Origin of the sequence: Sabulicella rubraurantiaca (assembly GCF_017355885.1) — a bacterium.
Lineage (GTDB): Bacteria > Pseudomonadota > Alphaproteobacteria > Acetobacterales > Acetobacteraceae > Roseococcus > Roseococcus rubraurantiacus.
Genome location: NZ_JAFEUU010000002.1, coordinates 417,285 through 441,100, shown reverse-complemented (window position 1 = coordinate 441,100; position 23,816 = coordinate 417,285). Strand labels below are relative to the sequence as shown.

Annotated in this window: 23 protein-coding genes; 10 read left to right on the top strand and 13 right to left on the bottom strand. The window is 69.8% G+C overall.

From position 1 onward, the window contains the following. Positions 1 to 117: 117 nt before the first annotated feature. Positions 118 to 1,056, top strand: coding sequence for a LysR family transcriptional regulator (locus JTJ31_RS06105; RefSeq protein WP_207537718.1), 939 nt, complete (start codon positions 118 to 120; stop codon positions 1,054 to 1,056). Positions 1,057 to 1,068: 12 nt separating this feature from the next. On the opposite strand, the gene JTJ31_RS06100 is transcribed toward JTJ31_RS06105, so the two are convergent. Further along, a complete protein-coding gene (locus JTJ31_RS06100; protein WP_207537717.1) occupies positions 1,069 to 2,595 on the bottom strand; it encodes a M81 family metallopeptidase in 1,527 nt (508 codons plus the stop codon). 95 nt (positions 2,596 to 2,690) lie between these two features. Here JTJ31_RS06100 and JTJ31_RS06095 point away from each other — a divergent pair, with 95 nt between their 5' ends. The 3 genes from JTJ31_RS06095 to JTJ31_RS06085 all read left to right on the top strand — a co-directional run bounded on the left by JTJ31_RS06095 (position 2,691) and on the right by JTJ31_RS06085 (position 5,778). Then, entirely contained in the window at positions 2,691 to 3,644 is a 954-nt protein-coding gene (locus JTJ31_RS06095) for a M14 family metallopeptidase (protein ID WP_207537869.1), read from the top strand. A gap of 213 nt (positions 3,645 to 3,857) precedes the next feature. Further along, positions 3,858 to 4,805, top strand: a complete 948-nt coding sequence (locus JTJ31_RS06090) for a ketopantoate reductase family protein (RefSeq protein WP_207537716.1) — start codon at positions 3,858 to 3,860, stop codon at positions 4,803 to 4,805. 253 nt (positions 4,806 to 5,058) lie between these two features. After that, positions 5,059 to 5,778, top strand: a complete 720-nt coding sequence (locus JTJ31_RS06085) for an FkbM family methyltransferase (RefSeq protein WP_207537715.1) — start codon at positions 5,059 to 5,061, stop codon at positions 5,776 to 5,778. Positions 5,779 to 5,797: 19 nt separating this feature from the next. Here JTJ31_RS06085 and JTJ31_RS06080 read toward each other — a convergent pair whose 3' ends face one another. Genes JTJ31_RS06080 through JTJ31_RS06055 form a run of 6 tightly spaced genes read right to left on the bottom strand, consistent with a single transcriptional unit; the run spans position 5,798 to position 11,673 of the window. Next, positions 5,798 to 7,132, bottom strand: coding sequence for a DUF2254 domain-containing protein (locus JTJ31_RS06080; protein WP_207537714.1), 1,335 nt, complete (start codon positions 7,130 to 7,132; stop codon positions 5,798 to 5,800). Then, positions 7,129 to 7,914 (bottom strand): competence/damage-inducible protein A, encoded by a 786-nt coding sequence (locus tag JTJ31_RS06075; protein WP_207537713.1) that lies wholly within the window; start codon positions 7,912 to 7,914, stop codon positions 7,129 to 7,131. Before JTJ31_RS06075 ends, JTJ31_RS06080 begins: the two co-directional genes overlap by 4 nt. Positions 7,915 to 7,924: 10 nt before the next feature. Next, positions 7,925 to 8,872, bottom strand: a complete 948-nt coding sequence (locus JTJ31_RS06070) for a bifunctional GNAT family N-acetyltransferase/(deoxy)nucleoside triphosphate pyrophosphohydrolase (RefSeq protein ID WP_207537712.1) — start codon at positions 8,870 to 8,872, stop codon at positions 7,925 to 7,927. Further along, positions 8,853 to 10,091: a bifunctional glutamate N-acetyltransferase/amino-acid acetyltransferase ArgJ gene (argJ, locus tag JTJ31_RS06065; RefSeq protein ID WP_207537711.1), complete on the bottom strand. Its 1,239-nt coding sequence runs from the start codon at positions 10,089 to 10,091 to the stop codon at positions 8,853 to 8,855. Before argJ ends, JTJ31_RS06070 begins: the two co-directional genes overlap by 20 nt. Further along, on the bottom strand, positions 10,088 to 10,639 hold the full coding sequence (locus JTJ31_RS06060) for an NADPH-dependent FMN reductase (protein ID WP_207537710.1): 552 nt from the start codon (positions 10,637 to 10,639) through the stop codon (positions 10,088 to 10,090). The genes argJ and JTJ31_RS06060 overlap by 4 nt, the downstream gene beginning before the upstream one ends. A 5-nt stretch (positions 10,640 to 10,644) precedes the next feature. Beyond that, a complete protein-coding gene (locus JTJ31_RS06055) occupies positions 10,645 to 11,673 on the bottom strand; it encodes a peptidylprolyl isomerase (RefSeq protein ID WP_207537709.1) in 1,029 nt (342 codons plus the stop codon). A gap of 174 nt (positions 11,674 to 11,847) precedes the next feature. Here JTJ31_RS06055 and secA point away from each other — a divergent pair, with 174 nt between their 5' ends. Continuing rightward, complete coding sequence (secA, locus tag JTJ31_RS06050; RefSeq protein WP_207537708.1) at positions 11,848 to 14,577, top strand: preprotein translocase subunit SecA; 2,730 nt, start codon at positions 11,848 to 11,850, stop codon at positions 14,575 to 14,577. 4 nt (positions 14,578 to 14,581) lie between these two features. Next, a complete protein-coding gene (locus tag JTJ31_RS06045) occupies positions 14,582 to 15,259 on the top strand; it encodes a class I SAM-dependent methyltransferase (RefSeq protein WP_207537707.1) in 678 nt (225 codons plus the stop codon). 9 nt (positions 15,260 to 15,268) lie between these two features. Here the strand turns inward: JTJ31_RS06045 and JTJ31_RS06040 are convergent, their stop codons facing one another. From JTJ31_RS06040 to JTJ31_RS06030, 3 genes are all read right to left on the bottom strand, one after another. Beyond that, positions 15,269 to 15,910 carry a CHRD domain-containing protein gene (locus JTJ31_RS06040; protein ID WP_207537706.1) on the bottom strand — a complete coding sequence of 214 codons (642 nt, stop codon included), beginning with the start codon at positions 15,908 to 15,910 and terminating at the stop codon, positions 15,269 to 15,271. Between the two features lie 186 nt (positions 15,911 to 16,096). Then, on the bottom strand, positions 16,097 to 16,963 hold the full coding sequence (locus JTJ31_RS06035; protein WP_207537705.1) for a hypothetical protein: 867 nt from the start codon (positions 16,961 to 16,963) through the stop codon (positions 16,097 to 16,099). Positions 16,964 to 17,183: 220 nt separating this feature from the next. Further along, the gene (locus JTJ31_RS06030) at positions 17,184 to 17,786 is read right to left on the bottom strand and encodes a DUF1194 domain-containing protein (RefSeq protein ID WP_236019904.1); all 603 of its coding nucleotides are present in this window, start codon (positions 17,784 to 17,786) and stop codon (positions 17,184 to 17,186) included. A gap of 83 nt (positions 17,787 to 17,869) precedes the next feature. On the opposite strand from JTJ31_RS06030, the gene JTJ31_RS06025 reads away from it, so the two are divergent. The 4 genes from JTJ31_RS06025 (at position 17,870) to JTJ31_RS06010 (ending at position 21,830) form a co-directional block, all read left to right on the top strand. Continuing rightward, positions 17,870 to 18,832 carry a Bug family tripartite tricarboxylate transporter substrate binding protein gene (locus JTJ31_RS06025; RefSeq protein ID WP_207537703.1) on the top strand — a complete coding sequence of 321 codons (963 nt, stop codon included), beginning with the start codon at positions 17,870 to 17,872 and terminating at the stop codon, positions 18,830 to 18,832. Between the two features lie 80 nt (positions 18,833 to 18,912). Continuing rightward, a complete protein-coding gene (locus JTJ31_RS06020) occupies positions 18,913 to 19,335 on the top strand; it encodes a CBS domain-containing protein (protein WP_236019903.1) in 423 nt (140 codons plus the stop codon). Positions 19,336 to 19,452: 117 nt separating this feature from the next. Continuing rightward, positions 19,453 to 21,129, top strand: a complete 1,677-nt coding sequence (locus JTJ31_RS06015) for a thiamine pyrophosphate-dependent enzyme (protein WP_207537702.1) — start codon at positions 19,453 to 19,455, stop codon at positions 21,127 to 21,129. A 35-nt stretch (positions 21,130 to 21,164) separates the two neighbouring features. Next, complete coding sequence (locus JTJ31_RS06010; protein WP_207537701.1) at positions 21,165 to 21,830, top strand: DUF1194 domain-containing protein; 666 nt, start codon at positions 21,165 to 21,167, stop codon at positions 21,828 to 21,830. A 15-nt stretch (positions 21,831 to 21,845) separates the two neighbouring features. Here JTJ31_RS06010 and JTJ31_RS06005 read toward each other — a convergent pair whose 3' ends face one another. From JTJ31_RS06005 to JTJ31_RS05995, 3 genes are all read right to left on the bottom strand, one after another. After that, a complete protein-coding gene (locus tag JTJ31_RS06005) occupies positions 21,846 to 22,553 on the bottom strand; it encodes a pirin family protein (RefSeq protein ID WP_207537700.1) in 708 nt (235 codons plus the stop codon). Positions 22,554 to 22,649: 96 nt separating this feature from the next. Then, positions 22,650 to 22,880, bottom strand: coding sequence for a hypothetical protein (locus JTJ31_RS06000; RefSeq protein ID WP_207537699.1), 231 nt, complete (start codon positions 22,878 to 22,880; stop codon positions 22,650 to 22,652). A gap of 55 nt (positions 22,881 to 22,935) precedes the next feature. Beyond that, positions 22,936 to 23,814 carry a universal stress protein gene (locus tag JTJ31_RS05995; protein WP_207537698.1) on the bottom strand — a complete coding sequence of 293 codons (879 nt, stop codon included), beginning with the start codon at positions 23,812 to 23,814 and terminating at the stop codon, positions 22,936 to 22,938. Positions 23,815 to 23,816: the final 2 nt, after the last annotated feature.

The window sequence follows — 23,816 nt, the reverse complement described above, 5'->3', positions numbered from 1 at the left end:
TCCTCGCTGCTGGGCGCCGTGCTTTCGCGGGAAGCGGCCCAGGAAGCAGACGACCCCAGAGGCTATGAACGGAAGTGGTATCTGGTCATATCGGGATGACCAGCGGGAATAGGCCTCATGCAGGCAGATGAGGGCGTCGCGCGACGCCTCCGGATCCGCGACCTCCACACGCTTCGCGTGGTGGCCGATCTCGGCAGCATGGCCCAGGCGGCGGAACGGCTTGCCCTGTCCCAATCGGCCATCTCGAAGGCCATCGCCGAGATGGAGCGCACCCTCGGTGTCCCGTTGCTCGACCGGTCGCCGCGCGGAGTCGTGGCGACCGATTACGGCCGCGTCCTGCTCGCGCGCAGCGCCGCCATGCTCGACGAGCTGCGGCAGGGAATGGAGGAGCTTCGCTACCTGGCCGACCCGTCGCAGGGCGAGGTGCGCGTCGGTGCGACGGAACCGATGACCGCCGTGGTGTCCGCCGTCATCGACCACCTGTCCCGCCGCCACTCCCGGCTTCGCTTCCGCGTCGAGGTCGCCCACACGACCGAATTGCTGCAAAGGCTTCGCGACCGCGACCTCGACCTCGCCATTACGCGGATCGCGGATGCACGCGCGGAGCCGGATCTGCATGCGGAAATCCTGTTCGACGACGCGCTGAGGGTGGTGGCCGACCGGAGCAATCCGCTGGTCCAGCAGGGCGCCACGACGCTTGCCGAACTGCTAGGCGAAGCCTGGGCACTGCCGCCCTATGACAGCTTCCTCGGGCAATTCATCCTGAAGGCCTTCCAGAACCGGGGATTGGAGCCGCCGCGCGCCACGGTCTTCTCCCGGTCCGTGCAGATGTGGGTGGCGATGCTGCGGACGGGGCGGTTTCTGGGCATCGGCCCCTCGGCGATGCTGCGCTTCCCCGTCCACTACCCGTTCCTCGCAGCCTTGCCCGTGGAACTCCCCGAGACCCGGCGGCCCATCGCGCTGGTGACGCTCGGCGGCCGCAGCCTGACACCCGCGTCCCGCCTCTTCGCGGAAACGGCCCACCTCGTCTCGCGGGAGGCCAAGGAAGGCGCGTAGCCGGCCCGTGCCTCAGCCCAGGGCGAACTCCGCCTCCGCATCCAGCGGGAAGCTCGGACGTGGCAGACGCCGCCAGTTGAAGTTCTTCAGCACGGGCGAGGTCAGCCCGGCGCTGTCCACCTCGAAGATGCGGTCGGGCGGGAAGAACTCGTCGAAGCCGGCGCGGAAATGCCCGCGCGACTTCACCACCACCGTGCGCGCCTGCGCGATGTCGATGCCGTGCATCTCCAGCGTACGCGGCTCGTGGCATTGCCGCCGCAGCGAGATCACCACGACCTGCATCCCCGAGCCGTCGAGCTCCAGCAGCGCCGTCCGCCCCAGCTCGAAGTCGCGCCCGGCCATGGTCCCGCGCCGCCCGGTGCCCTTGCCATCCGTCAGCTTCACCACCCGCGCCCCGCTCTCGAAGCGGCGGGAGAACTCGCTCTCCACCCGGTTGAACACGGCGTGGAAATGCGCGCCCTCGCCCAGCTTGTGCGCCTCCTCGGCGAGGGCCGGATCCACGAACAGCCCCAGCACCACGCCCTTCGCCCCCGCCTCGTGCAGTGCCCGCAGCGTGTAGGTGGTCGAGCCGCGCCCGCCGCCGCCCGGATTATCCCCCGCATCGGAGAAGATGACCGGTTTCTCACGCCCTTCGCCGGCGGCGACGGCTAGGGCGGCGGCCTCCTCCAGGCTCAGCAGCCGCCTTGTGTGCCGGTGCCGGTCGGCCCAGCCGCGCTCCGCCAGAATCCGCGCCGCCTCGTCCGCCGCCGCCTGGTCGCGGTCACGCGCGGTCACCGTCACGGTGATCCCGCATTTGGGCAGGTCGCTGAACACGAAGCCACCCGCGACGCTGACGTTCAGCAGGCGCCGGTCGCGCGCCATCATCGCCTCCGCCTCGCGGATCAGATCGGCATAGGGGCCGTTATCGGTCAGCAGCGTCACGGTGGGCGGGATCAGCGGCAGGCGGATGAAGGACTTGGCCGTGCGCATCCCGGCCAGCATCTCGCGCAGCGCATCCGCCGCTTCCGCGGCCCGCGCCGCCATGTCCACGTGCGGGTTGGTGCGATAGACGATCAGCGCATCCGACAGCGCGACCAGCCTTTCGCTCACGTTGCAGTGCAGGTCGTGCGTCACGACGACCGGCACGGCCGGCCCCACCACCTCGCGGATCATCGCCAGCATGGTGCCGTCGCTGTCCTCGTCGCCCGTGGCGCTGCTGGCCCCGTGATTCGCGACATAGACCCCGTCCAGCGGCAGCGAAGCCAGCAGGCCGCGCCGCATCTCGTCCAGGAAGGACAGGAACACACCCTGCTCGATCGGCCCGCCGGGCGGCGAGTTCGCCACCAGCACCGGGCAGGGCACCCAGGGCCCCGTCTCGTCCATGCGGCGATAGAAGCCCGGCAGCTCCGCCGGCAGGGCGGAGGAGGGCGCCCGTGCCTGCGCCGAGATCTCCTCCCCGCGCACCAGGCATTGCGCGGCGAAATCCGCCAGGGTGGTGGGCGGGGCGAAGGCATTGGCCTCCAGGTGCAGGCCCAGGACGGCGATACGGGGTGGTGACATGGACTCCCTCCGGCGCGGCGATATGCTCTCACCATGGAGGGGATCCGACGCGCCGTGGAGAGGGGCGCGCGCCGCGCCGGAGGGCGCGCCGCGTGATGCGGGACGTCGCCACGCTGCTGGAAAGCGTCGGCGCCCCGCCGCGCCGCCCGGCTCTCGCGGCGCCGGAGATCGGACCCTGGCGCGACGGCAATGTCCTTCCCGGCGTGTGGAGCTTCGAGGGCGTGGAGCCCGGCCTGCATGTCTGCGTCGTCGCCCTCACCCATGGCAACGAGATCGCGGGCGCCGTGCTGCTCGACCGCTGGCTGCGCGCCGGGCTGCGGCCGCTAGCCGGTCGCCTGACCCTGGTCTTCGCCAATCTCGACGCCTTCAGCCGCTTCAACCCGGAAGACCCCACCGCCTCCCGCTTCCTGGAGGAGGATCTGAATCGCCTCTGGGACCGCGAACAGCTGGAAGGACCGCGCCGCTCCTCCGAGCTGCGCCGCGCCCGCGCCCTGCGCCCGGTTCTCGACTCGGCCGACGTGGTGCTGGACCTCCATTCCATGCTCTGGCCGGGCGACCCGCTCTTCCTGGTCGGCGCCTCGCCCGAGGCCGCCGACCTCGCCATGCAGATCGGCGCCCCGCCCCTCACCGTCGCCGATCACGGGCACGAGGAAGGGTTGCGCCTGATCGACTACCTCCCGCCCGGCGTCACCGCACGGCGCGGCCTCCTGCTGGAGGCGGGATGGCATTGGGAGGAAGAAACCGTGCAGCGCATGGACCGCGTGGCGCGACGCCTCCTCGCCCTCACCGGCCTGCTGCCCGGCGCGCCGGAGGAGCCGCGCATGGAGACGCCGCGACTCGCCCGCGTGGTTCGCACCGTCACCGCGCGCAGCCCCGCCTTCCGCTTCACCCGCCCCTGGTGCAGCGGCGAGACGGTGCCCGGCGGTACGCTGCTGGCCCGCGACGGTGCGCTGGAAATCCGCGCGCCGGAGGAAGGCTGCCTGCTGGTGATCCCGAACCTGCTGCCGCGCCCCGGCCAGACGGCGCTCCGCATCGCGAAGCTGGGCTAATTCCCATCACCGCCTGAACCCAGGGCTGTCGGCGGCGCGGGGCCTGCTTCAGCCGCCTCGCCGCCCTCGGCGTACCGGGAAGGAGGCCGACCCGCCCCGATTTCGCTGTTCCTCCCAATCGGTTCTGGAGCAGGCTCAAGCCGCTCCGGCGCCCTGAGCGGCGGCTTCCTTGGCCGTCTGGTTGCCGGCGACCACAGTGAGCGGGAGGCTGCCATGCGCGTCCTCGTCCTCGGTGCCGGTGCGGTCGGCGGATATTTCGGCGGACGGCTGCTCGAGGCCGGCGTGGCCAAGGAGGTCGCCTTCCTCGTGCGGCCCGGCCGCAAGGCCCAGCTCGAGCGCGATGGCTTGGTGATCGAGAGCCCCGCGGGCGACTTCCGCCGCCATCCCGTGTCGGCACTGCTCCCCGGCGAGGCCGGCCCGGGCTGGGACATCGTGCTGCTGGCCTGCAAGGCCTACGACCTCGATGACGCGATCGAGACGCTCCACCCCGTGGTCGGCGAGGGAACGGCGGTGCTGCCGCTGCTGAACGGTATCGACCACCTTGGACGGCTCGAAGCGGCGTTCGGGCGGGGGCACGTGCTCGGTGGGCTGACCAAGGTCGTCATCCTGCTGACGCCGGAGGGCGTGGTGCGGCAGGTCGCACCCCCGCAACTGCTCGAGTTCGGCGAACTCGACGGGCGGATGAGCCCCCGCGTGCTCGCCTTCCAGGCGGCGTTCGCCGGCACTGTCGTGCATGCCGAGGCGGCGCCTGACGTGGTTCGGCGGATGTGGGAGAAGCTGGTGATCTTCGGCACCTTCGCGACCGCGACCGTTCTGATGCGTGGAAACCTCGGCGAAGTCGTCGCCGCTCCAGGCGGCGCGGCCTGGCTGGAGCGCCTGCTCCACCGCAACGCCGCGATCGCGGCCGCGCATGGCCACCCGGTGCGCGACGAAGTGTTGGAGGGACAATTCCTTCCCTTCCTCCGCGGGACCCCGCAGGCGACCTCCTCCATGTCGCGCGATGTCGAGGCCGGGCGGCGGATCGAGGCCGACCATGTGCTGCGCTTCCTGCTGGAGGCCGCAAAGCGCGCCGGCGTGCCGGAGGAGCTGCACGAGGCCGCCTATATCCACGCCAAGGCCTATGAGGCACGCCGCGATGCCGGCAGGCTGGCAGGCGCTTAGGTTCAGCTCCGCAGGGCTTCGCTCGAACCAGCCGAGCGCAGCGGCGAGGGAGAGCAGGCCAAGGAAGAATCTGCGGTCGTGTCGCAGCGGATGGCGTCCGCGCGCCTGATCCGTCTCAGGCTCAGGACCCAACGGGCCCCAGCTTCGGGTAACCTTCCTCGGTCGAGGCCATTGTCCAAGGGAGCGTTGCATCAAGCGCTCGCCGCAAAACCATCCGAGATCTTGCGGGTTTGGCTCAGAGGGATCTCAAGCTGTGTTTCTTTCACCTCTGATCAATCTCGTCCTGCGCGTTGCTCCGCCGCGAATCGCCTTCAGGGTGGAGCAGATGCGGCTGCAACGCTGGCGAAGCACCGAGCCCGAGTGGCTGCTTCTTCCCGAATTGACCGATCCGGCCCGCGCTGCCGTGGATGTCGGCGGCAACCATGGGCTTTACGCGGGGCGTCTGGCCCGCATCTGCCCGCGCGTGCACTGCTTCGAACCGCAACCTGCCCTCGCGATGGAGCTGCAGGAAAAGCTCCCACGGAACGTCACGATCCACTCCATGGCTCTCTCGGATCGAGAAGGCTCCGCCGAGCTTCGCATCCCGCCGGAGGATGATGGGCGTGCGTCGCTCCATCCCGGCAGCCCCGTCCAGGGCGAGACGCTGCGCGTTCCGCTGCGGCGCCTCGACGACGTCGTGTCCGAGCCGGTGGGCTTCGTGAAGATCGACGTGGAAGGCCACGAGATGGAAGTGCTGCGCGGCGCGGAGCACATACTCCGTCGCGACCGGCCCACGCTCCTCATCGAGTCCGAAGCCGCGCACCAGCCCGGCCAACCCTTCGAGCTGTTTCGCCATCTCCTGCAGCGCGGCTACCAGGGGTGGTTTCTCTGGCGCGGCGAGAACGTGCCGATCGCCGCCTTCTCCCTGGAGAAGCATCAGCGGCCGGACCGGGCAGGCGGCTACGCGAACAACTTCGTGTTCCAACCCGCCTAGGCCCCGTTCAGGAAGGCGGTCATCCGCCTCCCTTGCGCTTCCCTTCTTCCCCCGCGATCGCCCGCAGCGCCGCCTCGCGCCGCTCCGCATAGGCCGCCTGGGCGGAAGGGTCCTCCGTCGCCGCGCAGGCCGCGCCATGCGCAAGCTCCAGATGGTGCCGCAGCACCTCCAGCCGCCCGGCATCGCGTTCCACCTCCGCCACCGCGCCCAGCACTTCCATCAGCCGGATCATGACCGGTGGCTGCATCGCGCCGGATTGCCGGATCATGTGGAACATCGCGTCCACGATCCCCGCATAGTCGGAGGCGGATCGCCACAGCCGTGGCACTTCGCCCCGCCACGTCACGCCATCCGGCAGAAGCCGCTCTTCCATCTCGCACAGCACGGCGCCGAACTGGTCCAGCACGGCAATGGCGGTGAAGGAATCATTCACGCCGGGCGGAAGGGCGCGGGCCGCGATCTCGACCATCTGGTTCACCGCGAATTCCAGGTCCTGGTTCACGATGCGCGAACGCCCGACTGAAGCCGCATCGCTCAGCGCCTTCTCCGCCTCCTCCTGGAGTTCCGGCGGCTGCACCTCCCCCACCAGGCGGCCCGGGAAGACGAAGTCGCCCGGCCGGATGAGCAGGCGCAGCCGCGCATTTCGCTTCTCCGCCCAATCGGCCAGCGCCTCGTCATCCAGCAGGCGCAGGTAGCCGCTCTCCTTCAGGCGCAGTTTCCCGCCGCCGGCATCGGCATGCGGCTGGGGGCGCTGCGCCAGCTCGTCGCCATCCGCGCGCCGGGGCAGGGCGCGCAGCGCGCGGGTCAGGTCCTCCCGCACCAGCGCCACGACATTGTCCATGTTGATGGAAGAGGCGACGTGGTGGATGAACCAGATCACCACGCCCACGCAGATACCCGCCAGGAGCAGGGCGACCGAGACGGCCAGCTGCGGCACGAACACCTCCTCGCCCACCTCGCGCACTGCGCGCAGCGTGACGAGCGAGAAGGCGAAGGTCGCGAGCAGCGCTCCGAGCGCATACTGGTTGCCCGGGTCGCGCGTGAAATTGCCCAGCAGCCGCGGCCCCATCTGGTCGGAGGCGAGGCTGAGCGCCGCGACGGTGATGGAGAAGGTGGTTCCCGCCACCCCGATCATCGCCCCCGCGACGGCGGCCAGCACGCCGCGCGCGCCGGAAATCCCGCCGGCATAGATCCATGCTTCCATCCAGCCGGGCAGGGAGATGCTGTTCTCGTGGCGCACCAGCAGCTCGGCCAGCACCACCGCGGCGACCACCATCGCCGAAGGCCGCAGCCAGAAGCTCGAAGCGACCTCCAGGGCCCACCGGCGCAGCCAGGCGGCGCCCGGGACGGTCAAGCGGGCGGTTCTCCCTCCACCGGCTGCGCGCCCATCCCGCGCAGCATGGTGGTGATCGCCTCCGCCGCCGCATCCACGCTGGCCGGGTCCGTCCCCTTCGCCACCAGCGCCACGCCGCCGCCGGAGAACACGCCCGCCTCGACCTTGCGGTAGAAGGGGTAGGAGCCGATGTCGAGCGCCGGGAAGCGCTTCTGCACCGCCTCCAGCGCTTCAGCGATGTTGCCCTCGAACACGCCCACCGCATGGACGGTGCGCGACACCACCGGCACCCCGCCGCGCAGCGTGGGCGCGATCACCTCGAACATCGCCTGCATGATGCGCGGCACGCCCGCCATGACATGGACGTTGCCCATAGTGAATCCGGGCGCCGAGGTGATGGAGCAGCGGATCGGCACCGCGCCCTCGGGCAAGGTCGCCATGCGCAGCCGCGCCGCGTTCATCTCAACCGGCGGGTCGCGCCGCGCGTAATCCTCCGCCATCAGCGCACGGCTTTCCTCGTGCACCACCCAGGGCACGCCGAAGGCGGCGGCGATGCATTCGCTGGTGATGTCGTCATGCGTCGGGCCGATGCCGCCCGTGGTGAAGACGTGGTCGAACTTCGCCCGCACCTCGTTCACCGTGCCGATGATGGTTTCCGGCACATCGGGGATCACCCGCACCTCGCGCAGCGGGATGCCGATTTCGCCCAGCCGCGTCGCCAGGAATTGCAGGTTCGCGTCGCGCGTGCGGCCCGACAGCACCTCGTTGCCGATGATCAGCAGGCAGGCGGTGGGATTGGTCATGCGGTGCTCCTCACAGGAAGTCGCGCAGCAGCGCGACCAGCGGGATGTCGGCGGGCGGCATGGGATAATCGCCCATGCGGGCGGGGCGCACCCAGGCCAGTTCCTGTCCCTCGCGCGCCTCAGCCCGCCCCTCCCAACGCCGGCAGACATAGAGCGGCATCAGCAGGTGGAAACGCTCATAGGCGTGGGAGGCGAAGAAGAGCGGCGACAGGCAGGCCTCGCGCGTCTCGATGCCCAGCTCCTCGCGCAGCTCGCGGATCAGCGCGGTCTCGGGCGTCTCGCCGGGGCCGATCTTGCCGCCGGGGAATTCCCACAGCCCGGCCATGGGCTTGCCCTTCGGGCGCTGCGCCAGCAGCACGCGCCCCTCCGGGTCCACGAGCGCGCAGGCGGCGACCAACAGGATCGGCCGCTCTGTCGGCTTGCGTGGCCCGGCGCGGCGGAAATAGGTGACGGGCATGGCGCGGTTGCGCGACAGGAAGGGCTCGTGCCCCGTCCCCGCCTCCTCGAAGCCCAGGGCGCGCAGCACGGCATGGCTTGCCGAATTGTCGGAAAGGGCGCTGGCGCGGAAAGTGGCGGTGCCCAGCTCGCCCTCGGCCCATTCCAGCAGCGCCCCTGCCGCCTCGCGCGCCAGGCCCTGGCCCCAGAAGCGCCGCCCGATCCAGTAGCCGATCTCCGGTGCTTCCTTGCCCTGCACGGTCAGCCCGACGCAGCCCACCAGCGCCTCGTCGCGCGTGACGGCGAGGTGATAGCCCTCGCCCCGCGCGCGCTGCGTGGCGGTGGAGGCAATCCATTCCTCCGCCAGCTCCTCGCGATAGGGGAAGGGAACGCGGGCCAGCTTGCCCGCGACCGAATAGTCGTTGACCAGCCGCGTCAGCGCCGGCACGTCGCCGCGCTCCAGCGGACGAAGCACGAGGCGCTCCGTCCGCAGGAGCGGCCCCTCAGCTCCGGTAGGAGCCATTGATGTCGATGTATCCGTGCGTCAGGTCGCAGGTCCACACGGTCGCCGCGCCGCGCCCGAGCCCCAGATCCACGGTGATCTCCACCTCGCGCCCCTTCATGTGCGCGACCACGGGCGTCTCGTCGTAGCCGGGCACCACCTCGCCCTCGCGCGCCATCCAGGTGCCGCCCACGGCGACGGAAAGCCGGTCGCGATCCGCAGGCTCGCCCGCCTTGCCCACCGCCATGACGATGCGGCCCCAATTGGCGTCCTCGCCCGCGATGGCGGTCTTCACCAGCGGCGAATTGGCGATGCACATCGCGACGCGATGCGCCGAGCGCGCGGAAGCGGCGCCGGTCACCTTCACCGTGATCAGCTTCTGCGCCCCCTCGCCGTCGCGCGCGACCATGAGGGCGAGCTCGTGCAGCACCTCGTCCAGCGCGCGGGCAAAATCCTTGAGCGAGGACGGCTTCGCATCCGCCGCGACGCGCGGGTGCTTCGCCTGGCCGGTGGCGAAGAGCATCACCGTGTCGGAGGTGGAGGTGTCGCTGTCCACCGTCACGCAGTTGAAGCTTTTGTCCACGCCGCGCTTCAGCAGCGCCTGGAGGACGGGCGCCGGAATCTTCGCATCGGTGGCCAGGAAGGACAGCATGGTCGCCATGTCGGGCGCAATCATGCCGCTGCCCTTGGCGATGCCGCAGATCCTCACTTCGGAATCGCCGATCCGCGCGGTCCGCACCGCGCCCTTGGCGAAGGTGTCGGTGGTCATGATGGCGCGCGCCGCGCCGGCCCAGCCATCCGTCTCCAGCTTCTCCACCGCGCCGGGAAGGGAAGCCAGCAACACCTCGGTCGGCAGCTTCTCGCCAATCACGCCGGTAGAGGCCAGGAACACCTCCTTCGGGCGGCAGCCCAGCAGCCCGGCCATCTCGCGCGCGGTGCGCTCGCAGGTCTCGCGCCCCGCCTTGCCGGTGAAGACGTTGCTGTTGCCCGCCGTCACCACCAGCGCCCGCGCCTTGCCGCCGGGCAGGGCGGCACGGCACCAATCCACCGGCGCGCCGGGGCAGAGATTGCGGGTGAACACCCCCGCCGCCGTCGTGCCCGGCGCGAAGCGGAACACCGTCACGTCCTCGCGCGCCTTGTAGCGGATGCCGGCCGCCACGGAGGCGATCTCGACCCCCGCGATGGCGGGCATCTCCGGCAAGGGCAGGGCGAGGGGGGAGGGGGGAAGCGCCATTCTCAACCTTTCATCCGCGCGATCCACTGGCCGAAAGCGGCCATCAACTTCTCCACCGCCGCGCGCGTCGGCGCGTCGGTCAGCTTGCCTTCCGCGTCGAAGCGCGAGTTGGCCTGGGCGACGAAGACCTCCGGCCCCGGCATGGTCAGCGCGCCCAGGAGCTGGATGGACTGGCGGAGCTGGAGCTGGGAGCGGATCGTCCCGCCCATCCCGCCCGAAGCGCCCATCATCGCGCAGGGCTTGTCCTTGAAGGGCTGCTTCCCGTCCACCCGGCGGGACAGCCAGTCCACCGCGTTCTTCAGCCCGCCGGGGATGCCGTAATTATATTCCGGCGTGACGAAGAGCAGCCCGTCCGCCGCGAAGCAGCGCTCGCGCAGCGCGGCGACCTCATCGGGCAGCCCCTTCGCCTCGATATCCTCATCGAAGACGGGGATGCCGCGGATCCCCGTCTCCTCCACCACCATGCCCCCGGGCGCGAGCTCGGCGGCGGTGCGCAGCAGCTTCCGGTTCAGGCTGGCGGCCCTCAGGCTGCCGCAGATGGCGAGGACGCGCATGAAGCCTAGCGCCGCTGAGCGGGGGCGGGCGCCGGCGTCGGAGCGGGTGCCGGGCTGGCGGAAGGCGCGCCCGGGCGCGGCGGCGGGTCGGCCTGCACCCCGGCCGGCGCCGGCGGCTCCACGATCTCGACCCGCGCCGCCTGGCGCAGCCGCGTGATCATCGCCTGCACCTCCTCCTCGATCATGGACTGGCGCACCGCCTCGCGGCTCTCGTCGAAGCCCGGGCCCTGGCCGGTGCGCCGCTCCTCGACGCGGATGACGTGCCAGCCGAATTGCGACCGCACCGGGTTGGGCGTCATCTGCCCGGGCTGGAGGTTGAAGGCGGCGGTGGCGAATTCCGGCACCATGTCGTTGCGCCGGAAGAAGCCCAAATCGCCGCCATTGCTGCGCCCCGCCGGGTCGGTGGAGCGGCGCCGCGCCACCTCCTCGAAATTCGCGCCGCGCTGGATCTCCCCGATGATCGCGCGGGCATCGGCCTCCTCGCGCACCAGGATATGGCGGGCGCGCACCTCCTCCTCCGCCGGGCGGCCGGCACGGTCGCGCTCCCAGCGGGCGCGCAGCGCCTCGTCGGTCAGCTTGGGCACGATCTCGCGGCGCAGCAGCGCGTCGCGCAGCTCACCCTCCTCGAAGGCGCGGACGCGGCGGCGCACATCCTCGTCGCGCTCCAGCCCCTCGCGCCGGGCGGCGGCGACCAGCACGCGGTCGGTCACCGCACGGTCCACCAGCTGCCCGAAGACCTGCGGGGGCAGCAGCGCGCGCAGCGTCGCGGGGGGCACGTTCCGCAGCTCGGCCGGCAGGGCCTCGGCGGCGGTTTCCATCACCTCGCTCAGCCGGATCTCCTGCCCGTCCACGCGGGCCAGCACCGGATCCGCATCGGCGGGGGTGGCGGCGGCAGGGGCCGCTGCGGGCGGCGTGGGCGCGGCGGTGGCCGGGGAGCGCTGGGCCGGTGCGGGAGCGGCGGGAGCCCCGGTCTGGGCCAGGGCAGGCAGCGCGCAGGCGGCAAGGAGGAGGGCGACGGGGGGGAGGCGCGTCATGGTTCGGGAATCCGGGATCGAGGGCGGACAATGGCAGGGGGCCATGCCTCCCACAACCCGGAGCGCCAGTCAGGGGTTTGGCCCATCGTTGACCCCCGGCCCCCCAGAGCCTACCTGTTCCAGCAAACGGCCCGCGCCCAATCCGGCGCCGTGCCCGGAGAGATACCCGCCCCCATGTTTGCCCGCCTCGCCCGTGCCATCTTCGGCTCCACGAATGACCGCGCACTGAAGCGCCACGAGAAGCGGGTCCCCGCCATCGCCGCCTGGGAGCCGAAGCTGGAGGCGCTGAGCGACGAGGCGCTGCGCGGCAAGACCGCCGAGTTCCGCGAGCGCCTCGCGCAGGGCGAGACCCTGGACGACATGCTGGAGGAGGCCTTCGCCACGGTGCGCGAGGCGGCGCGCCGCGTGATCGGGCTGCGCCATTTCGACGTGCAGATGATCGGCGGCATGGTGCTGCACGAGGGCCGGATCGCCGAGATGAAGACCGGCGAGGGCAAGACGCTGGTGGCGACGCTGCCCGTCTACCTCAACGCCCTGCCGGGCAAGGGCGTCCACGTCGTCACCGTCAACGACTACCTGGCGAAGCGCGACAGCGAGTGGATGGGCCGGGTCTACGGCTTCCTCGGCCTTTCCACCGGCGTCATCGTGCACGGCCTGACGGATGAGGAGCGCCGCGCCGCCTATGGCTGCGACATCACCTACGGCACCAACAACGAGTTCGGCTTCGACTATCTGCGCGACAACATGAAGTACCGGCTGGACGAGATGGTCCAGCGCCCCTTCCACTACGCCATCGTAGACGAGGTGGACTCGATCCTGGTGGACGAGGCGCGCACGCCGCTCATTATCTCCGGCCCCACCGACGACACTTCCGACCTCTACCGCCGCGTGGACGCGGTGATGGCCGAGTTCGTGAAGGACGAGACGCGCTTCGAGAAGGACGAGAAGCAGCGCACCGTCGCCATGACCGAGCAGGGCGGCGAGGACATCGAGCGCATGCTGGGCGAGGCGGGCGTGCTGGAGGAGGGCAACCTCTACGACGCGCACAACGTCTCCGTCGTGCATCACGTCAACCAGTCCTTGCGCGCCCATGTGCTGTTCCGCCGCGACGTGGAATACGTCGTGCGCGACGACAAGATCGTCATCATCGACGAGTTCACCGGCCGCATGATGGAAGGCCGGCGCTACTCCGACGGGCTGCACCAGGCGCTGGAGGCGAAGGAGGGCGTCACCGTCCAGCCCGAGAACCAGACGCTGGCCTCCATCACCTTCCAGAACTATTTCCGCCTCTACCCCAAGCTGGCCGGCATGACCGGCACGGCCGCCACCGAGGCGGATGAGTTCGCCGAGATCTACAAGCTGGAAGTGGTGGAGATCCCGACCAACGTCCCCGTCGCCCGCGTGGACGAGGATGACGAGGTCTATCGCACCGCCCTGGAGAAGTACGAGGCGGTGATCAAGCTGGTGGGTGAGTGCCGCGAGCGTGGCCAGCCCTGCCTTGTCGGCACCACCTCCATCGAGAAGTCGGAGCTGATCTCCAACCTTCTGAAGAAGCGCGGCATCCCGCATTCGGTGCTGAACGCTCGCTATCATGAGCAGGAGGCGACCATCGTCGCCCAGGCCGGCCGTCCCGGCGCCGTCACCATCGCCACCAACATGGCCGGCCGCGGCACCGACATCAAACTCGGCGGCAATGCCGAGATGCTGGCCCGCTCCGAGGTGCCCGAAGGGGAGGGCGAGGCCTACGAGGCCGCGCTCGCCCGCCACAAGGCGGAGGTCGCGGTGGCGCAGGAGAAGGTGAAGGAGGCGGGCGGCCTCTTCGTCATCGGCACGGAGCGGCACGAGAGCCGGCGCATCGACAACCAGCTGCGCGGCCGCTCCGGCCGCCAGGGCGACCCCGGCAATTCCCGCTTCTTCCTGAGCCTCGAAGACGACCTGATGCGGATCTTCGGCTCCGACCGCATGGGCGGGATGCTGCAGAAGCTCGGCCTCAAGGAAGGCGAGGCCATCATCCACCCCTGGATCAACAAGGCGCTGGAGAAGGCGCAGAAGAAGGTCGAGGCGCGCAACTTCGATACGCGCAAGAACCTGCTGAAATACGACGACGTGATGAACGACCAGCGGCGCGAGGTCTATTCGCAGCGCCGCCTGTTCATGGAGTCGAACGACCTCTCCGAGACCGTCGAGGAGATGCGCCACGAGACCATCGACGGCATGGTTTCCCGCGCCATCCCCGAGAACGCCTATCCCGAGCAGTGGGATCTCCAGGGGCTGGAGACCCAGGTGCGCGACATGCTCGGCCTCGACCTGCCGATCGAGGCCTGGGGCAAGGAGGAGGGGATCGACGACACGGTGATCCGCGAGCGCATCAGCGCGGCCGCCGACCAGCTGGCCGCCACCAAGGCCGCCAATCTGGGCCCCGACTTCATGCGGATGGTGGAGAAATCCATCCTGCTGCAGATCTTCGACCAGGTGTGGAAGGAGCACCTGCTCCAGCTCGACCATCTGCGCCAGGGCATCGGCCTACGCGCCTATGGCCAGCGCGACCCGCTGAACGAATACAAGCGCGAGGCCTTCTCCCTGTTCAACGCCATGCTGGAGGAGCTGCGCGAGCGCACCACCTCGCTGCTGCTGCGCCTGGAGTTCCAGCCCAACGCCCCGCTGCCCGAGCCGGAGCCGGTGCGCGTGAGCGACATGCGCCACGCCGAGCCGGAGCCGCTGATGGGCGCCGCGGCGATGGAGGACGTTCCCCCCATGGGCTATGGCGCCGCCACCCTGGCCGAGCCGCGCGTCACCCCGGGCGTGGACCCGAACGACCCCGCCACCTGGGCCGCCACGCCGCGCAACGCGCCCTGCCCCTGTGGATCTGGCAAGAAGTACAAGCACTGCCACGGCCGGGCCTGAGGGAATGAGTGGCCTCTGGACCGAGTTCCTCACCAACCAGGGGCGCAGCGTCCACAAATGGACCCACTACTTCCCGGCCTATGAGCGGCATCTTGCCCGCTACGTGAACCGCCCCTGCCGCATGCTGGAGATCGGCTGCGCCCATGGCGGTTCGCTCCAGCTCTGGAAGCGCTGGCTCGGCCCGCTGGCGCAGATCGTGGGCGTGGACATCCATCCGGGCTGCGCCGCCTATGCGGAGCACAACATCGCCATCCGCATTGGCGACCAGGGGGACACCGCCTTCCTGGCCCGGCTGCACGAGGAATTCGGCCCCTTCGACGTCGTGCTGGATGACGGCTCCCACCGCCAGTCCGACATCGCCACCTCCTTCGGCTTCCTCTACCCGCGCATGGCGCGCGACGGCGTCTACATGGTGGAGGATCTGCATACCGCCTATTGGCCCGAATATGGCGGCGGCCTCCGCAACCCCGCCTCCTTCCTCGAGACGTGCAAGCATCTGGTGGACGAGCTGAACGCGGTCTGGACCAAGGGCGCGCTGCCGCCCACGGAATTCACCCATACCACCCTGTCCATGCATTTCTACGACAGCATGGTCGCCTTCGAGCGCGGCGCCACCCCGCCGCGCGTCGGCCCGCAGATCCCGCCGGTCGAGGTGAAGGAACTCCGCCCGCCGCCGGGCTGACGGAGCGCGTTAGCGCCGCAACAGCCGATGGGCGAAGCCAAGCCCCAAGAGGGCGATGCCCAGCAGGGCCAGGCTGGCCGGCTCCGGCACCGGGATGATCTGCCCCCGGATCTCGCCGCGCGGATTCTGCACCGTGTGGAAGTTCAGATAGGTCAGCCCGGCCAGCAGGTTCGGCAGTTCCAGCGTCAGGTTTGTCCCAGGCTGACCTTCGGGCTGATTCCAGATGGAGGTGAAGGTGCCCCCGACGCCCGAGGCGAAGGGCGTGATCACGAGGTTCTTGGGGTCGGTGTCGTTGTCCGGCGTGCCGAAGAACCCCCAGACGATGGGGCCAGCGCTGCCCAGCGGGGCCCGGTGGATATGCGCGGCCCCCAGATTGTCATTGAGGTCGGGCGTCTGGGACCCGGTGACGTCGATGTTGAAGATCGTCGCCGTCATGGTCAGCGCCGTCTGCGCATCGTTCAGCGTGAAGGTCGCGGTGCCGAAGGGAAGGGGGCGCGGCGCGCCAGTAGCGTCGGTCAGCGTGACCGGCTGCGTTTCCTGCGAGGTGGTCAGGTTCGCGGTGAAGCTGAGCGCGGCCTGCGCGGCACCGCCCAACAGGGGCGCGAAGACCAGCGAAAGCAGGAGGGCGGAGAGGGGCAGGGCAGGGCGCATGGCACGGGACCTCCGTTCGGCCGCGCGGCTCCCTCCGCGCGATAACATTCCCATGCAAATTTCTTGCCGCGACAGAGAAACCTTTTCGGAGAAGGGCTTAACGGCGCCTTGCAGCGGTGGCGGCGGCAAGCTGTCAATTCCGCCGACGCGACCCGGGCCGGCGCCCGAACCAGCCGCCGCCTCCGCTCAGGCCGCCACCGACCCCGTCAGCAACTGGCGCGCATGGGCCCGGAGCGGGTCGTCGAGCGCGGGGGCGAAGCGCTTGATGCCGAAGAGTTGCGGGTCGGCAAGAACGTCTTGCATCTCCGCCTCTGTGGCAATCTGGTTTTGAGTCTTCGACGTTAGCACCACATGCCTTGCTCTGCGAAGCTTGCGCTCCTTGCAAAAGAACTCGACACAGACAGCGATGAGATACTCCTCGATGGGGTAGACCATCTCCATGTCGCGCATGTCCACAAGGCTCTTGTGTGCCAGCAACGGGTACATAATTTCGAAGAAGAGATCGGTGCGGAAGAAACACCCCTCCGATCTAGACTTGTATAAGCTATCCATGCCCAGAGTACGCAGCATCGGCGCCAACGTCGGATCCGCACGAATGGCATCGCGGAACGCTGGCGTCGTTTCGGTGTCGATAAATTCTTGGCCGTCCCGGGTCTCGAACGTGGCCTGCATTCTCCATGACTTGCCGAGGCCGAAATCATAATTTCGAATGTGGTGGGCAACGCCGCGCTTGATGATGAGATCTGCAGGGGTGTGGAAATAAACGTAGTCAAAGCGGCGTCCATCCGCCAGCGCCTTTAGGACGGCCTGGAAATAGGCGTGTGCTACCTTGCCCCATTTGGTTGGAACAGCAGGGTCCAGGAAGTGCAGATTTCCAATCTTCGCGAAATCAATCCCAGCCCTGACGCGGCTTCTCTCGAAAGATTCCGCGAAATTAGCACTGATGTTGACGTAATGAATTAGGTCGCCGTCAAAGGCGATGTTGTAGTTCTCGACCTGCTGCAGAAGCAGATCTGGGCGCTCATGCCAGTTCGAAATGACAAGGATGGTCATTCGCTGCTCCGCGGGAGAAGAAGGGGCGGCTCAGCCAACGTCAGCGACGAGAGGAGCTGCTGAACATTAAGTTCCATATCCGCGCTTCCTAACAAGGCAAGCTGAACTTTCTCCACCTTCGTTGGCACGCGTACGTGGCTCCCTCATGTGGCGTGGAGACTGCCCCTCGCTCCGGTCGTCCGTTCAGCCGTTTCGCTAAGCAGAAGCAACCTCCCGCCCCTTACGCAGTCAGCGGCGCCCCGCGCATCTCCCGCAGCAGCTTGCGCCGGATGGCCTCGGCGAAATCGTCGTAGGAAGCGCATTCCATCGCGAAGGAGCCGGTCCCACCGATCACATCCCGCTCGTAATGCGCCAGCAGATCCGCCTCCTCATTCACCACGGCAAGGCCATTGATGACCGCCCCCGCCGCCACCCCGAGGTCGCGCACCGGCCCCGGCGCCCGTCCCCGGTTGGAGCTCCCGTCGCCCGACACGTCCACCACCAGGCGCGGGGCCTGGGCCGGGCAGCGCGCCAGCAGGGCCAGGGCAGCGACCAGCGCCTCGCCGATGGCGGTGGCGGCGGCGCGGGGCTGGCGCGGCGCCGCCTCCAGCGCGCGGGCCAGCGCATCCGCCTCCTCCGGGCCGGAGATCCGCATCCAGGGCACAGCCACGTCCTGCGCCTCGGACCAGAACAGCACCGCGACGGCCACGGCGCCGCGCGGCCCAGCCGTGGCGGCCGCCCGCACCCCCTCGTCGCGAAAGGCGGAAGCCAGTCCGCCGACCATCAGGCCGAACTCGTCGAAATCCACGCTGGCCGAAACATCCACCGCCAGCGCCAATGCCAAGTCAACGTCCTCCATCAGGGGCAAAGACATGTTGCGGTGCGGCGCAACGCATCCTTTACTCGCGTGAAACGGGAGTCATGATGATGCAACGACGCGCCCTCCTCGCCTTGCCCGGCCTCGCCCTGGCGGCGCCCGCCCTGGCCCAGTCGCCCTGGCCGAACCGCCCGGTGCGGGTGATCGTGCCCTTTCCGCCCGGCGGCTCCACCGACGCCATGTCCCGCACGGCCGCCCAGAAGCTGCAGGAAAGGCTGGGCCAGCCCTTCGTGGTGGAGAACCGCGCCGGCGCCAACGGCGCGGTCGGCGGGCAGGCCGTCGCCCAGGCCGCGCCGGATGGCTACACGCTCTGCGCCTCCGCCTCCATCCAGATGCTGGGGCGCCTCGTCATGCGCAACCCCGGCTATGACCCGATGACGGATCTGACGCCCATCATCCGCACCGGGCGCGGGCCGCTGCTGCTGCTGATGACGGCGAACCGCCAGCCCACAAGCCTCCAGGAATTGCTGGCCGCCGTTCGCGCAAATCCGCGCGAGTGGAACTTCGCCGTCTCCTCGCTCGGCGCCGCCGGCCACCTCGCCACCATCGAGTTCATCCGCCAAGCGGGGGTGGAGCTCACCCAGGTTCCGTATCGCGGCACGGCCCCCGCCATCACCGACGTGGTCGCCGGCAATGCCCAGCTGGTCTTCGAGCCGATCCTCGCCACCTGGCCCCCGGCGCGGGACGGCCGCGCCAAGGCGCTGGCCATCACGGCGGCGGAACGGTCGCAGGCCGCGCCGACCGTGCCCACCGCTGCGGAAGGCGGCATGCCCAACCTCGACATCCAGTCCTGGTGGGCGCTCTGGGGCCCGCGCGGCCTGCCCACGGAGATCAGTGCGCGCATCGCCGAGATCCTCCAGCCCGCGATGCGCGAGCCGGACGTGGTGGCGCGCATCGGCGGCCTCGGCATCGAGCAGGCTGGCGAGGCGGGGCCCGACTTCGCCGCCTTCATCCGCCGCGACTTCGAGCGGTCGCAGGAGTTGCTGCGGGTGGCGAACTTCCAGCCGGAATGAGTCTTGTGCTTGCGGCGGCGCAAGCCGCCGCGACATCATGTGGGCTATCTTCTCTCCCAATACTCAGAGGAGGCGCATCCATGATCGAGCATTGCACCATGGCGGAAGTGGTCCACCATGGCAGTCCCCTCGTCCTTCCCGCCAGCACGACGGTGAAAAAGGCCTGCACGGAGCTGCACGAGCGCCATGCGGGCGCCGTGCTGGTGGTGGAGAAGGGCAAGCTGGCGGGCATCTTCACCGGCCGTGACGCCGTCGCCTGCCTCGCGCGGGGCCTCGACCCGCAGCGGACGCTGATCCGTCAGGTGATGACGGCCGACCCGTGCTGCCTGCCGCCCGAGGCCACCGCCATCGACGCGCTGCGCCTGATGAACGATGGCGGCTTCCGCCACCTGCCCGTCGTGCGCAACGGCGAGGTGGTCGGGCTCGTTTCCCGCTACGACCTGCGCGGCACGCCGCAGCGCCAGCTAGACGAGGAGACGGGGTTCTTCGAGGTGCTGCGCTAGAGCATTCTCAAGCCGAGCGCCGCATCGCAGGCGGTGAAACGGGTCCGGCCCCCAGGGGGCGACATCCCGCGCCCGCCGTTCTAACGTCCCCCCGCCAAGCGATCGGAGGGAGCGGCGATGCCGGATGGTGCGGGAATGGTGAAGCGGACGGGCGGGCAGCTGCTGGCCGATGCGCTGGTGGCCCAGGGCGCGAGCCATGTCTTCGCCGTGCCGGGCGAGTCCTACCTGGACCTACTGGACGGGCTCTACGCCCGCCGCAACGAGATCCAGCTCATCACCTGCCGCTTCGAGGCGGGCGCCGTCCATATGGCCGAAGCCGTGGGCAAGATGACCGGCAAGCCCGGCGTCGCCGTCGTCACGCGCGGCCCCGGCGCTTGCCACGCCAGCATCGGCGTCCATGTCGCCATGCAGGATTCCACGCCGCTCGTGCTGCTGGTCGGCCAGATCCCCGTCGAGGAAACGGATCGCGAGACCTTCCAGGAGGTGGATTACCGCCGGATGTTCTCGCCGCTGGCGAAGTGGGTCACGCAGATCGACGACGCGAAGCGCATCCCGGAGATTATGGCCCATGCCTTCGACGTGGCGGTGAGCGGCCGTCCCGGCCCCGTCGTCGTCGCCATCTCGGAGGAGATGCAGAAGCACGCCGTCTCCGTGCCCGATCTGGGCATCGCGCGCGTCCTGCCGCCGCACCCGGCGCCGGAATCCATCCCCACGATGATGGAGATGCTGAAGAAGGCGAAGCGTCCGCTGGCCATCCTCGGCGGCGGTGCGATGTGGAGCGAGGAGGGCCGCGCCGACATCGCCGCCTTCCTCCAGGCCAACGACATCCCCACCGCCGTGTCCTTCCGCCGCCAGGGCCTGTTCGACGGCACCTCGCCGCTCTTCGCCGGCGATCTCGGCGTGGGCGCCGATGCCGGCCTCGTGCAGAAGGCCAAGGAGGCCGACCTCCTCCTCGCTTTCGGCACCCGCATGGGCGAGCCGGTGAGCCAGGGCTACACGCTGCTCGACATGGCCGGGCGCACGCCCATCGTGCAGGTCTATCCCGACCAGGCGGAGATCGGCCGCGTCTACCGCGTCGCGCTGGGCATCACCGCCGACGTGAACCGCTTCGCCCGCGCCATCCGCGACGAGCGCGTGCAGGGCGGCTGGTCCGAGTGGCGCCAGTCCGTCCGCGCGGCGCGCGAGGCCCAGGCCGTCGCCCCCGAATACCAAGGCCCGCTGAACCTCGCCCGCGCCCTGCAGGCGCTGGAGGCGGTGCTGCCCGACGACACGATCTTCACCACGGATGCGGGCAACTTCGCCACCTGGCCGACGCGCTTCATGCACCTGAAGCCGAAGCAGGAATTCCTCGGCCCGACCAACGGCGCCATGGGCTATGGCGTGCCGGCAGCGATCGGCGCGGCCGTCGCCTATCCGAACCGGCAGGTGATCGGCTTCGCCGGCGATGGCGGCTTCATGATGACGGGGCAGGAGATCGCGACCGCCTTCCACCACAAGGTCGCGCCCATCATCATGGTCTTCAACAACGGCATGTACGGCACGATCCGCATGTATCAGGAGCGCACCTATCCCGGCCGCGTCTCCGGCACGGAGCTGACCAACCCGGACTTCGCCAAGTTCATCGAGGCCTTCGGCGGCCATGGCGAGGTGGTGGAGACGACGGAGGAACTCGTCCCCGCCTACAAGCGCGCTGCCGCCAGCGGCAAGCCGGCGATCATCGAGGTCCGCATGAACCCCGAGCAGGTGACCAACCGCGCCACCATCGCCGACCTTCGGGCCCAGGCGAAGAAGTAAGGCGGGGGGCACGAGGCGGCGCTAGGCTCCACGCCATGCGCCGCCGCCCCCTGCTCGCCGCCCCCCTTCTCCTCGCCGCAGGGGAGGCGGTGGATCTGCTGCTGGTCCTCGCGGTGGATGCCTCCGGCTCCATCTCGCCGGAGGAGTTCCTCTGGCAGCGCGAAGGCTATGCCGAGGCGCTGACCAGCGCGGCGGTGATCTCCGTCATCGAAAGCAAGCCGCGCGGCATCGGCGTCGCCATGCTGGAATGGGGCGCGCCCGGCGGGGCCGAGACGGTGGTGCCCTGGCACCGCGTGACGGATGCCGCCTCCGCCCGCCGCCTTGCCGACGCGGTGCTGGCCGCGCCGCGCTCGCGCCAAAGCTGGAACGCCATCGGCGACGCGCTGCTCGCCGCGCGCGACCTGCTGCACGCAGCGCCCTTCGCGGCGGCGTCGCGCATCGTGGACCTGTCGGGCGACGGCCCCGACATCCGCTCCCTCGTCCCGGCCGCCGAGGCGCGCGACCGGCTGGTGGAGGAGGGGATCACGGTGAACGCCCTCGCCATCGCGGCCGAGGGCCAGGTGACGTGGGGCGGTCAGCCCCTCGCCGAGCATTACCGCGACGAGGTGATCGGCGGCCCCGGCGCCTTCGTCCTGTCGGCCGAAGATCGCCGTGACCTCGCCCGCGCGCTGCGGATCAAGCTGGTGCGCGAGATCGCCTGATCCCGCGCCCAGGCTTCAGGCCGCGACCTCGACTAGCACCAACTCGGCCTCCTCCTCCGCCACCAGGACCACCTCGTCCTCGTCGCGGATGGCGGCGCCGTCGCGCCGGTTCAGCACCGTGCCGTTCACCGTGACGCTGCCCTTGGCGGGCACGACGTAGGCGGCGCGGCCTTCGGGCAGGCGGAAGCGCAGCTCCTGCCCCTCCGCCAGCGTCGCGGCCATCACCGCGGCATCGGCGTTGATGGGCAGCGCGCCCGCCTCGGCATCGCCGGGACGGCCCCCAGCCAGCACCTCGAACCGCGCGTCGCGCCCCGCCTTGGGGAAGGACTTGGCGCCCCAGTTCGGCTTCGCGCCCGCCACATCCGGGATGATCCAGATCTGGAAGATGCGCGTCGCCTCCTCCTCGCGGTTGTACTCGCTGTGCACCACCCCGGTGCCGGCCGACATGATCTGCACGTCGCCCGCCTCGGTGCGCCCCTCATGGCCCAGGGAGTCGCGATGGGTGATCGCCCCTTCGCGGACATAGGTGATGATCTCCATGTCGCGATGCGGGTGCGGGTCGAAGCCGGTGCCGGGCGCGATCTCGTCGTCGTTCCAGACGCGCAGCTTCCCCCATCCCATGCGCGAGGGATCCATGTAGTGACCGAAGGAGAAATGATGCTTGGCCTTGAGCCAGCCGAAATCAGCGCCGCCCAGGCTCTTGAAGGGTCGGATGTCGATCATGGTGGTGGTTCCCGGGCGCCGGAATGTGGCTGCCCTTGGCCCATCCATATGGCAAATGAAGCGCCCGCAGCCATGGCGGCTGCCCGATGGTGCTCATCACCGGCGCTGATGAAGGAGGCGTCGCCCCTCCTGGGTCACCGCGACGCGCAGCGTGCCTTCGGCGTCGCGGTGGCAGGTGGCCAGGCCCTGCTCCATCGCATCCTCCCACACCGTGAGGCGGGGGCAGGAGGTGCGCCAGGCCTCGATCGCCGCCGCGTAGCTGCGCGGCTCCTTGTCGAGCCAGAGCAGGAAGTCGCGCACCAGGCCGGAGATGTCGGTATGGGACATGGCAACGGCTCCTTTTCTCAGGCGTGCGACAACCCTCCCTAGGCTGCGTCGCGCCTCATCGGCACATCAGCACGGGCATGTCCGCATTCTCCAGCACATGCCGCGTCACCCCGCCGAGAATCAGCTGACGCAGCCGGGAATGGCTGTAGGCGCCCATGCACAACAGGTCGGCATTGAAGTCGCGCGCCGCGCCGAGCAGCCCGGCCCCGACATCCTTGGTCAGCGGCTTGAACTGCACCGCCTCGGCCTGGATCTCGTGCCAGTGGAGATAGGCGAGCACGCCTTCCACCTTCGGTCCGCGCCGCTGGTACTCGTCGGCATGGAGGACGCGCCGCGCATCGGCATGGTGCAGCCAGGGCAGGGCGGCGGCGAGGGCCGTGGCGCTCTCGGCGCTGCCATTCCAGGCGCAGCACACGCGCTTGCCGATGGTGGCCGGCGCCTCGCGCGGGGCAATCAGCACCGGGCGGCCGGAGTCGAACAGCACGGCGTGCAGCGCGTCGGAGGAGGACACGTCCTCATCCGCCTCCGGGTGCGGCACCACCGCCATGTCGTAGAGGCGCGATTGCTGCGCCACGATATCCTCTTCGCGCCCCGCGATGGATTCGAAGGACAAGGTCGGGCCGGCGGATTTCAGCGCCGTCTCGGCGGAATTGGCGATCGAGACGTCGCCCGACGTGGCGGCGAAGCGCTCGAACAGGGAGCGCACGCGGCTGGCGCGGTCGCCGCTCTCGCGCTCCGTGGCGGCCATCATCTCCTCGATCATCGCGCCGGACAGGCCTTCGCCGGCCAGCGGTGCGACATCGCGGGCATCCACGCGCACATGCAGGCAATGCACATGCGCATTCCAGATGCGCGCCACCATCAAAGCGGTGGCCAGCGCCGCTTCTCCGGCGGCGGTGCCGGTCAGCGGCAGCAGCAGGCGGCGATAGGCCATGG